General features: G+C 71.6%; 10 protein-coding genes and 1 pseudogene. All 11 read right to left on the reverse strand.

The annotated features are described in order from the left end of the window. Positions 1-7 precede the first annotated feature (7 nt). Complete coding sequence (gene ispG, locus ACZ44S_RS28730; RefSeq protein WP_466933954.1) at positions 8-1,165, reverse strand: flavodoxin-dependent (E)-4-hydroxy-3-methylbut-2-enyl-diphosphate synthase; 1,158 nt, start codon at positions 1,163-1,165, stop codon at positions 8-10. Positions 1,166-1,169: 4 nt separating this feature from the next. Then, positions 1,170-2,192 (reverse strand): adenosyl-hopene transferase HpnH, encoded by a 1,023-nt coding sequence (hpnH, locus tag ACZ44S_RS28735; protein WP_466933956.1) that lies wholly within the window; start codon positions 2,190-2,192, stop codon positions 1,170-1,172. A 5-nt stretch (positions 2,193-2,197) separates the two neighbouring features. Then, positions 2,198-2,839, reverse strand: a complete 642-nt coding sequence (locus tag ACZ44S_RS28740) for a 5'-methylthioadenosine/S-adenosylhomocysteine nucleosidase family protein (RefSeq protein WP_190167391.1) — start codon at positions 2,837-2,839, stop codon at positions 2,198-2,200. Continuing rightward, positions 2,839-4,878, reverse strand: coding sequence for a squalene--hopene cyclase (shc, locus tag ACZ44S_RS28745; RefSeq protein ID WP_466933958.1), 2,040 nt, complete (start codon positions 4,876-4,878; stop codon positions 2,839-2,841). The genes ACZ44S_RS28740 and shc overlap by 1 nt, the downstream gene beginning before the upstream one ends. A 119-nt stretch (positions 4,879-4,997) precedes the next feature. Further along, positions 4,998-6,062 carry a polyprenyl synthetase family protein gene (locus ACZ44S_RS28750; protein WP_466933986.1) on the reverse strand — a complete coding sequence of 355 codons (1,065 nt, stop codon included), beginning with the start codon at positions 6,060-6,062 and terminating at the stop codon, positions 4,998-5,000. A 71-nt stretch (positions 6,063-6,133) separates the two neighbouring features. After that, positions 6,134-7,561, reverse strand: coding sequence for a hydroxysqualene dehydroxylase HpnE (gene hpnE, locus ACZ44S_RS28755; RefSeq protein ID WP_466933960.1), 1,428 nt, complete (start codon positions 7,559-7,561; stop codon positions 6,134-6,136). Further along, a complete protein-coding gene (locus tag ACZ44S_RS28760; RefSeq protein WP_466933962.1) occupies positions 7,558-7,680 on the reverse strand; it encodes a DUF6380 family protein in 123 nt (40 codons plus the stop codon). Before ACZ44S_RS28760 ends, hpnE begins: the two co-directional genes overlap by 4 nt. After that, a complete protein-coding gene (gene hpnD, locus ACZ44S_RS28765) occupies positions 7,680-8,630 on the reverse strand; it encodes a presqualene diphosphate synthase HpnD (protein WP_466933964.1) in 951 nt (316 codons plus the stop codon). The genes ACZ44S_RS28760 and hpnD overlap by 1 nt, the downstream gene beginning before the upstream one ends. Further along, on the reverse strand, positions 8,627-9,538 hold the full coding sequence (gene hpnC / locus ACZ44S_RS28770) for a squalene synthase HpnC (protein WP_466933966.1): 912 nt from the start codon (positions 9,536-9,538) through the stop codon (positions 8,627-8,629). Before hpnC ends, hpnD begins: the two co-directional genes overlap by 4 nt. A gap of 360 nt (positions 9,539-9,898) precedes the next feature. Then, entirely contained in the window at positions 9,899-10,678 is a 780-nt protein-coding gene (locus tag ACZ44S_RS28775; RefSeq protein WP_466933967.1) for an ABC transporter ATP-binding protein, read from the reverse strand. Then, positions 10,671-10,764 (reverse strand): annotated as a pseudogene (locus ACZ44S_RS28780) (ABC transporter permease); the annotation flags it as partial. The gene ACZ44S_RS28775 and the pseudogene ACZ44S_RS28780, both read right to left, overlap by 8 nt.

The following is a 10,764-nucleotide window of genomic DNA, read 5'->3' on the forward strand; positions in this document are numbered from 1 at the left end:
GTGCTCTTCAGCTCACGGTGACGGCCGGCTCCCCCGACGCGGCCCCGTCCTTCTCCATCTGCTCGGCGATCTTCATCGCCTCTTCGATCAGCGTCTCGACGATCTTCGACTCGGGGACGGTCTTGATGACCTCGCCCTTGACGAAGATCTGGCCCTTGCCGTTGCCGGAGGCGACCCCCAGGTCGGCCTCGCGGGCCTCGCCCGGGCCGTTCACCACACAGCCCATGACGGCGACCCGCAGCGGCACCTCCATGCCGTCCAGTCCCGCGGTGACCTCGTCGGCCAGCTTGTACACGTCGACCTGGGCGCGCCCGCAGGACGGGCAGGACACGATCTCCAGCCGCCGCTCCCTGAGCCCGAGCGACTGCAGGATCTGGATGCCGACCTTGACCTCCTCGGCCGGCGGCGCGGACAGGGACACCCGGATGGTGTCGCCGATGCCCTCGCTGAGCAGCGCCCCGAAGGCGACGGCGGACTTGATCGTGCCCTGGAACGCCGGGCCGGCCTCGGTCACGCCGAGGTGCAGCGGGTAGTCGCAGCGCTCGGCGAGCAGTCGGTATGCGTTGATCATGACCACGGGGTCGTTGTGCTTCACGGAGATCTTGATGTCCCGGAAGCCGTGCTCCTCGAAGAGGGACGCCTCCCACAGCGCGGACTCGACGAGCGCCTCCGGGGTGGCCCTGCCGTACTTCTGCAGCAGGCGCCGGTCCAGCGAGCCGGCGTTGACCCCGATCCGGATCGGGGTGCCGTGGTCCTGCGCGGCCCGCGCGATCTCCTTCACCCGGTCGTCGAACTGCTTGATGTTGCCCGGGTTCACACGGACGGCGGCACATCCGGCCTCGATGGCCGCGAACACGTACTTGGGCTGGAAGTGGATGTCCGCGATCACCGGGATCTGGGACTTGCGGGCGATGGTGGCGAGGGCGTCCGCGTCGTCCTGCGTGGGGCAGGCGACCCGGACGATCTGGCAGCCGGACGCCGTCAGCTCGGCGATCTGCTGCAGGGTGGCGCCGATGTCGGAGGTGCGGGTCGTCGTCATCGACTGCACGGACACCGGGGCGCCACCGCCGACCGCCACCGGTCCCACCTGGATCCGCCGCGACGCGCGCCGCTCGGCGAGCGGCGGCGCGGGCACCTCGGGCATCCCGAGCGAGACAGCGGTCATGGCCTCACCCCCGGTTTCCGGAGACGGTCTCGCGCATGGCGCGCAGCGACTCCTTCAGGGAACCCATGGTGGCGAGGACGGCGGTGGGTTCGTAGCCGCAGTGCGCCATGCAGTTGGCGCAGCGCGGGTCCTTGCCGCGGCCGTACTGGTCCCAGTCGGTCTCCTCGATCAGCTCGCGGTAGGTCGGGACGTACCCGTCGCTCATCAGGTAGCAGGGACGCTGCCAGCCGAAGAGCGAGTAGTTCGGGATCGCCCACGCGGTGCACGGGAAGTCGACCTTGCCCTCCAGGAAGTCCAGGAACAGCGGGGAGTGGTTCAGCCGCCAGCGGTTGCGGTTGCCGCCCGCGAAGGCCTTCTTGAACAGCTCCCGGGTCTGCTCCACGCCGAGGAAGTGCTCCTGGTCGGGGGCCTTCTCGTAGGCGTAGGCGGGCGAGATCATCATCTCGTCGACCTTGAGGTCGTCGTTGAGGTAGTTGAGCACCTCCACGACGGTCTGCGGGGTGTCGGTGTTGAAGAACGTCGAGTTGGTGGTCACCCGGAAGCCGCGCCGCTTGGCCTCCTTGATGGCCTCGACGGCCTCGTCGAACACGCCCTCCTTCGCCACCGACTCGTCGTGCCGCTCCCGCAGCCCGTCGATGTGCACCGCGAAGGCGAAGTACGGGGAGGGTGTGAACCTGTCCATCTTCTTGCGCATCAGCAGGGCGTTGGTGCACAGGAAGACGTACTTGCGCCTGGCCACCAGCTGGCGCACGATCTCGTCGATCTGGGGGTGCATCAGGGGCTCGCCGCCGGCGATGGACACCATGGGCGCCCCGGACTCCAGCACGGCGCCCACGGCCTGGGCGACGGGCATCCGCTGCTTGAGCACCCCGGCCGGGTGCTGGATCTTGCCGCACCCCTCGCACTTGAGGTTGCAGGCGAAGAGCGGCTCCAGTTCGACGATGAGCGGGAACTTGTCCCGCCTGCGGAGCTTCTGTTCGGCCAAGTATGTAGCGACCTTGATGGACTGACGCAGCGGCATGGCCATCTGGCTCACCTCCTGGGGAGCAGCAAGGAACGGTGCCATTCATAGAAAGCCGGGAGTACGGATCGAAGGACACGGAAAGCCGATATTCCACCGCGGACCGTGCCGATGCGGACGAGTTCGTGTTCTGGAGCGTCCACGACCACCCGGACGGCCGCAACCGGGCGCTCGCCCGCACGGACGGCGCTCAGGAGCGTGGCCGCCGATTCCATGTCGGCCGCGATCGCGCCGGTCGCGAGCAGATCGGACCGTTCGTGGCCGCGGACGACGTGGTCGGAGCCGGTGAGCGGGCCGGTGTGGACGGTGCGCCCGGGAACGGTGCGCACCAGCTCCTTCACCAGCAGCTCGGTGCCGACACAGGGGACGCTGCCGCGCGGGTCCCGGGTCTCCTCGGCCACCACCAGGTCGCCGGGGTGCATTCCGGGGGCGAGGCCGGCGCAGAAGCCCGTGGCCAGGACGGCCGCCCCGCTCAGGGCCGGGCCGGCGAGCACCCGGGTGACGGAGCGCTCCGCCGCCGCCGGCCCCATGCCCGTACGCAGGACGGTGACCGGCCCGCCCGGACTGCCGCGCTCACGCCTGCGCAGGGCGAACTGCTCGATGCCGAGCGCGCAGGCGATCAGCAGCGGTGCCGGGGCGGGCTGGGGACTCATCAGCTTCCCTTCGCCTCGGCGAGGGCCTGCTCCGCACCGGTCCGTGCCGTCACCGGCTTCTTCGTGAACGGCTCCCCGTGCACGTACCGGCCGAGCGCGGTGAGCGGGAAGACCTGCCGGTAGAGGTGGTAGTTGATGGAGAAGTCCCAGGGGAATCCGGTTCCGGTGAAGTAGGGCTCGTCCCAGGAGCCGTCCTCGCGCTGGGTGGCGGCCAGCCACCGGATGCCCCGTTCGACGGCCCGGGAGTCCCGCTCACCGGCCGCCAGCAGCGCCATCAGCGCCCAGGCCGTCTGCGAGGCGGTGGAGGCGCCCCGCCCGCTCCACGCCCGTACGTCGCGGTAGGAGCGCAGGTCCTCGCCCCAGCCGCCGTCGTCGTTCTGCACCTTCTCCAGCCAGGCCACGGCCCGCCGGATCGCCGGGTGCGAGCCGGGGAAGCCGGCCGCGGCCAGCGCGGGGACGACGGAGCCGGTGCCGTAGAGGTAGTTGACACCCCAGCGTCCGAACCAGGAGCCGTCGAGCTCCTGTTCGGCGAGCAGCCACTGGATGCCGCGCCGGGTGCGCGGGTCGTGGGCGAGGCCCTCGACGGCGAGCATCTCCACGACGTGCGCGGTGACGTCGGCCGACGGCGGGTCGATGACCTCACCGAAGTCGCAGAACGGCAGCCGGTTGGGGAACGGGCTGGTGTTGTCCACGTCGAAGGCGCCCCAGGCGCCGTTCTTCGACTGCATGCCGAGGTTCCAGCGCACCCCGCGTCCGACGGCGTTGTCCAGCCGCTCGGGGTCGTGGTGCTTCACCCGGCGCAGCGCGAGGACCACCTCGGCGGTGTCGTCGATGTCCGGGTAGTTGTCGTTGTGGAACTCGAACGCCCAGCCCCCGGGAGGGAGATGGGGTCTGCGGACGGACCAGTCGCCGGGCCGCACGATCTGCTCGCCGAGCATCCAGTCGGCGGCCTTGACCAGTTGCGGATGGTCCGGGGGCAGACCCGCGTCGGCGAGCGCGATGGTGGCGAGGCAGGTGTCCCACACCGGGGACTGACAGGCCTCGATCATGCGGGCCCCGTCCTCGCGCCGGACGGCGAACCGGTCCAGCGACTCCAGGCCGGCCCGCATCACCGGATGGTTCAGGTCGTAGCCGAGCAGGTGCAGCGCGATGACCGAGTACACGGCCGGGGGCTGGATGCCGCCCCAGCAGCCGTCGTTCTCCTGCCGCTCGATGATCCAGCGGGCGGCGGTGTTCATGGCGGCTCTGCGCAGCCGGCGCGGCACCGCCCGGCGCAGCGTGTGCAGGGCCTTGTCCAGCCGCTGGAAGGCACCGTCCCAGGTGATCGGCGGGGCGAGGGGCCGGGGAGGGTTGGGCGCTTGCGGGTCGGTGTGCAGTTCGTCCAGCGGGAACGGGGCGGGGCGCACCGGCCGCTTGGCGGAGACGATCGTCAGCGGCACGATGGTCTGCCGGGCCCAGCATCCGAAGTCGTAGATGTTGAGCGGGAGCCAGGACGGGAACCAGATGAGCTCGGGCGGGAGTTCGGGCAGGTCCTCCCACTTCCACCAGCCGAACAGCGCCAGCCAGATCCGGGTGAAGACCCGGGACGAGGCGATGCCGCCCTGCTCACGGATCCAGGCGGAGGCCCTGGCCATGTGCGGGGCGTCCGGCGGATCGCCGGCCAGTCGCAGGGCGACGTACGCCTCGATGGTGGCGGACAGGTCGCCGGGGCCGCCGTAGAAGGTGGCCCAGGTGCCGTCCTCGCGCTGCTCCCCACGGATGAACAGGGCGGCGGCGCGGGTGGTGTCCTCGTCGAGGATGCCGAGGAACTGACGCAGGAGCAGGTCCTCGGCGTCCATCGTGACGTTGGTCTCGAGGTCGCCCTTCCACCAGCCCTGGTCGTCCTGCCGGGACAGCAGGAAGTCGGTGGCGCGCCGCATGGCGCGGGCGGCGATGTCGGGAACCCCGGCCGCCTCGGGGATGTCGGTGTCGTTTTCGCTGGCCGCGGTCACGCGGGGCGGCAGGGCCGCCCCGGTGCTTCCGTCGGTCGTCGCTGTCATGGCTTCCCCTTCGTGCAGTCCTGCAAGTGGTGCGTCTGCTGTGGGTCCGCCGTCGGCCGGTGCCGTTCTCCCCGCAACACCGGCCGGCGACTACGCGAGGGCTATTCGACCGATAGTGATCATCTCTTTCGTACGACGACGAAGTCCGCGAGCGCCGTGAACTGCTCCCGCACCCGGTCGGGCATGTCCACCCCGTCGAGGGCCTCGATGGCGATGGTGTGCTGACGGCGTGCCTCGCCGGCGGTCCACTCGCGGCCGCCGGCCTCCTCGATGAGGGCGGCACGGGCCGCGAACTCCTCCTCGGAGAAGTTCGCGAAGTCGCTGCTCTTGGCGTCGGCCGCGAGGATCTCGCCGAGCCGCCGGGCGGCGGGGCCGTCCGCGGCCAGCGCGGCCACGACCGGGAGGGACTTCTTGCGCTGGCGCAGGTCGCTCCAGGTCTGCTTGCCGGTGGCCTCCGGGTCGCCCCAGATGCCGAGGAGGTCGTCGACGGCCTGGAAGGCCAGGCCGAGGTGGTAGCCGTAGGTCTCCAGCGCGTCGGCGGTGCGGTCGTCCGCGCCGCCGAGGACCGCGCCGATGGAGCTGGCGCAGGCGAGCAGGGCGCCGGTCTTGTTGCCCTCCATCTCCAGGCACTCCTCCACGCTGACGCGGTCGCGGTGCTCGTAGGAGATGTCCTGGGCCTGGCCGTCGATGAGGGCGCGGCTGGCGGTGGCCAGCCGGCGGGTGGCGCGGCCCGCGTCGACGGTGCCGAGCTCCAGCAGCACCTCGTTGGCCAGGGCGAACAGGGCGTCGCCGACCAGGATGGCCTGGGCGGGGCCGTGCACCTTCCAGACGGTGTCGCGGTGCCGGCGCTGTTCGTCGCCGTCCATCAGGTCGTCGTGCAGCAGCGAGAAGTTGTGGACCAGTTCCACGGCGACCGCTCCCGGGACGCCGGTGGCCGGGTCGGCGCCGGTGACCTCGGCGGACAGCACGGCGAGGGCGGGGCGCACGGCCTTGCCCCCGTCGCCGTCCGCGGGCCGGCCCTGGGCGTCGATCCAGCCGAAGTGGTAGGCGGCGACCGTGTCCATGGGAGGTGCCAGGCGGTCGACGGCCGCCCGCAGTACCGGTGTGGCCAGGGTCCGGCCGCGCTCCAGGAGCGCGGACACGTCCACCGCGGTCCTTCGAGCGGCCTGCGAGGCCGGGGGCACAGTGGGCACAGTCTCTCCTCTTGTTGCGGTACGGGGGGTGCGGGGACCTGCCGCGCCGCTCTCCTGCAGCATCAGGCCGCCTCCTCGATCGCGAAGAGGTGGCGGGGGCGGGGCCGGCCGAGGGCGTCGAGCGCGGCGTCCGCCGCGCCGACGCCGCTGCGGACCGCACTCTCCATGGTCGCGGGCCACCCGGTGGCGGTCCACGCTCCGGCCAGGTACAGGCCGGGTGCCTCGGTGCGGGCGCCGGGCCTGAGGCGTCCGACGCCGGGAGCGGGAGCGAACGTGGCGGTGCGCTCCCGGGTGACGAAGAAGTCCTCGACCCGGGCGTCCCGGGTGCGCGGCAGCAGCCGCTCCAGTTCGGGCAGATACCGTTCGCGCAGCACGGCGACGGGCTCGTCGATGTCGTCCTGGGCGACCGACTGGGACAGTGCCAGGTACTGGCCGCGCCGCAGGCCGGACGCGTCGGTGCGGTCGAAGACCCACTGCACGGGGGTGCCGAGGGCCGCGAGGAACGGGCGGGCGAGCACCTTGCGGTCGTAGACGACGTGGATGTTGAGGATCGGGGCGGTGCCGATGCCGAGGAGCCGCTCGGGAGCGTCGAGCGCTCCGGCGGGCAGCAGCTCGTACGCCTCGCGCTGCGGTACGGCGAGGACCACCGCGTCGGCGCGGATCGTCCCGCCGGGAACCTGAACGCTCCAGCCTCCGTTCCCGTCCACAGAGACGGAGGTGACTCGTGTACGGACCTCGGTACGCACGCCCGCGGAGTCGAGCGCCTTGCGGGCGAGCCGGTCGTGCAGTTCGCCCAGCGGCACTCGGGCCCAGCCGATGTCGGCCGCACCCGGGTCGGACAGCAGACCGGTCTTGAACACCATCGCGGCGAGCGACAGGGACGAGTCGCCCGCGACCGCGTTGAGGGTGGCGACGCCGACCAGGTCCCACAGGGCCTCGACGGCACGCGCCGACTGGCCGTGCGCGGCCAGCCAGCTGCCGAAGTCCTGGGTGTCCAGGGCCGGATCGGTGAGGTCGAGCCCTTTCAGCGCGAGCGCGGCACGGCCCACCCTGGCCCGGTCGGCGAGCGACAGATGCGGATAGGTGGCGAGGCTGCGCCCCAGATGCAGGGGGACGGGCAGCGCGTCGCGCCGTAGTCGGCCGAGTCGCCGCCCCTCGGGGCGGGTGACGTCGACCACGGGCACGTCCAGACGGTCCTGCAGCGGTGCCAGCGCCGCTGCGCCGATCCGGTCGAGGAACCAGCGGTAGGCGGTGCAGCAGCGCAGGTACACGTGCTGGCCGTTGTCGACGGTCAGGTCGCCGCGCTGGAAGGAGAAGGCGAGCCCGCCCAGTCGCGGCCGGCTCTCGAGCAGGGTGACGCCCACTCCCGCGTCGGCGAGGGCGAGCGCGGCGGTGACGCCGGCGAGACCGCCGCCGACCACGACGGCGTGCCGTCCTGCCGGGACGGAGCCGTCCGTGAGCGGCCCTTCGGTGCGTGTGCCGTGGCTCATGCGCCCTCCCCCGACCGGCCGGGCTGCTTGAACCGTGCACGACCGGCCGTCTCAGTCTGGGACGCGGCGTCGCGGCGGAGGGTTGCCCGCCGCTTTTCGCCGGGGAGCGGAGCGTCCATCAGGCGCGCCTCCTGACGGTCCGCCGGGTCACGTTCCTGGTGTCGAGGCCGGACAGGCCGCGCACGGCGACATAGGCCTTCTCGCGTCCGGGCAGGGAGACCCGGCCGCGCAGGACCGCCTCGGGCTCGCGCTCGATGCGGTCCAGCAGCCGGCGGTAGATGCCGGCCATGGCGGCGACGCAGGCGCCGCTGCGCCGGTCCAGCAGAGGGAGCAGCCGGTAGCCCTCGGCGAAGAGGGTGCGGGCCCTGCGCACCTCGAAGTGCACCAGGCCCGCGAAGTCGGAGCCCTCCGGTGGCGTCGGCCCGCTGAAACCGGCCGAGCAGCCGAACTTGGCGAGGTCGTCGGCGGGCAGATAGGTGCGCCCGCCCTCGGCGTCCTCCCGGATGTCCCTGAGGATGTTGGTCAGCTGGAGCGCGAGACCGAGCGTGTCGGCGTACTCGGGGGCGCGCTCGGCGCCGCGGGCGCCCGGTTCGGTGCCGAACACGCCGAGGGAGAGCCGTCCGATGGCACCGGCGACACAGCGGCAGTAGACCTTGAGGTCGTCCCAGGTCTCGTAGGTCTCGCCGCGTACGTCCATCTGGACGCCGTCGATGAGCTCGTCCAGGCCTCCGAGCGGGATCGGGAAGCGCCGGGCGGCGTGCGCGAGGGCGACGGCGACCGGGTCGGTGTCGTCCTCGTCGACCGCGCCGTCGCGGATCCGGGAGAGCAGCGCCCGGGTGTCCTCCAGCCGGGCGACCTTGACGTCGGCCGGCAGCGCGCCGTCGCCGATGTCGTCGACCCGCCGGGAGAACGCGTAGAGCGCCGACATCGCGCGCCGCTCGGGTGTCGGCAGCAGCCGGATGCCGTAGGCGAAGTTGCGTGCCTGCTGTCCGGTGACCGTCTCGCAGTAGCTGTAGGCGGCGAGTACCGGTGCGGACGCGGGTGGTTGCGACTCCACGGTCCGGATCACCCCTTTCCTCGCAGAGTCACGCCCGCCTCGCGCAGCAGCTGGATCCTGCCGGGCTTGGGCGGGCCGGGGAGTACGTCGTATTCGGCGGCGGCGATCGCCCGGACGGCCGCCCTTCCTCCCGCCACGAACCCCGCGAGCAGCAGTCTGAGCCTGCCGTGGACGCTACCCACCAGAGGGGCGCCTTCATTCAGCAGGTCAAGGGCGCGTTGTGCCTGGTACGCGACGAGTGCGCGCACCGATGCGCCGGCCGTGGGCGCGGCGAGGTCCGCCTCCTGGACATGGAAGGACTTCATGTCCGTGGCGGGCAGGTAGATGCGGTCGCGGCGGAGGTCCTCGGCGACATCCTGGAGGTGTTCGACGATCTGCAGGGCCGTGCAGACGGCGTCGGAGCGGCGGATCCGTTCCGGGGTGGCGGTCCCGGTCACGGCGAGGACGAGGCGGCCGACGGGATTGGCCGACAGCTCGCAGTAGGCCAGCAGGTCGTCGTAGGTCTCGTAGCGCTTGACGAGCTGGTCCTGGCGGTTGGCCGCGATCAGTCCGAGGAAGGGCTCGGGGGTCAGCGCGTGGCGGCGGACCGTGGGCCGGAGCCGGAGCAGCAGCGGATGACGGGGCTTGGGGCCGGCCGGGTCGAACACCCGGTGCAGGTCGGCTTCGAAGGCGTCGAGGAGGGCAAGCCGGTCCCCGGCCCGGTCGTCCGGGACGCCGAGGAGGCGGGCGTCGGCGCCGCCGGGCGCCAGATCGCCGTCGCCGATGTCGTCGACCAGACGGGCGAAGCCGTACACGGCCATGAGGTCGTCGCGCCAGGGCCTGGGCAGGAAGAAGGGGGCCACGGGAAAGTTCTCGGCGGCGGCCTTGTCCAGCGTGGCACGCTCGACGTCGGCGCCGCGCGTCCTGTCGGGGGGCGTCATCGTGGACTGCCCGGGGCGGGGACGGCACATGCTGCGTTCAGCCGGGGAGTCTCCGTAGCCATTGCCGTCACATCTCCCGTTCTACACCGCTGACCCAATGCACACTATTTCGGACACGCCGCCCAGGTTCTCGCCCGGCGGCATCGTTGGATGGTGTCGGGCATTATGGCCCTGATTGCCGCCTTTCGGGACCGGTACAGCTTACGTTGTACAAGGCGGTGCGCACCGCCGGGGGTCACCCGGGCCACCCACAACACATCGGTCACCGTCAACATTCCACGTAACAGCAGGAGTTGACGTTTCCTTTGCAGACGCCGGACCCCGCCGGACAGTTCCGGCAGGGTCCCTGGGCGAATCGGGCTACTTGCCCGTGAACTTCTCGTACTCCTTGAGGACCTCGTCGGTCGGCCCGTCCATGCGCAGCTCGCCGCGCTCGAGCCACAGCACGCGGTCGCAGGTGTCGCGGATGGACTTGTTGTTGTGGCTGACCAGGAAGACCGTTCCGGCGTGCTTGCGCAGCTCCCGGATGCGGGCCTCGGAGCGCTTCTGGAACTTGCGGTCCCCGGTGGCCAGCGCCTCGTCGATCATCAGGACGTCGTGGTCCTTGGCGGCGGCGATGGAGAAGCGCAGCCGGGCCGCCATGCCGGAGGAGTAGGTGCGCATCGGCAGGGTGATGAAGTCGCCCTTCTCGTTGATGCCGGAGAAGTCGACGATGTCCTGGTAGCGGTCCTTGATCTGGTCGCGGGACATGCCCATCGCGAGCCCGCCCAGGATGACGTTCCGCTCGCCGGTCAGGTCGTTCATCAGGGCCGCGTTCACACCGAGCAGGGAGGGCTGGCCGTCGGTGTAGACCTTGCCCTTCTCGGCGGGCAGCAGTCCGGCGATGGCCCGCAGTAGGGTCGACTTGCCGGAGCCGTTGGAGCCGATCAGGCCGATGGCCTCGCCGCGGTAGGCCACGAAGGAGACCCCGCGCACGGCGTGCACCTTGCGCACCCCCCGCTCCTCGCCCCGCTTGAGGATGCGGCTGAGGGCCGCCGTGGCACTGCCCTTCCCCGACTTCGCACCGTTGACGCGGTAGACGATGTGCAGCTCGTCCGCGATGACGGTGGGCACCCGCGTACCCGTCCTGTCGTCAGCCACGGCCGTACCTCTCCTCGGACTTCCAGAAGTAGACGAAGCCGACCACGCCGGTCAGCAGGGCCCAGCCCAGTGCGAACGCCCACACG

The organism is Streptomyces malachitofuscus, assembly GCF_055571035.1.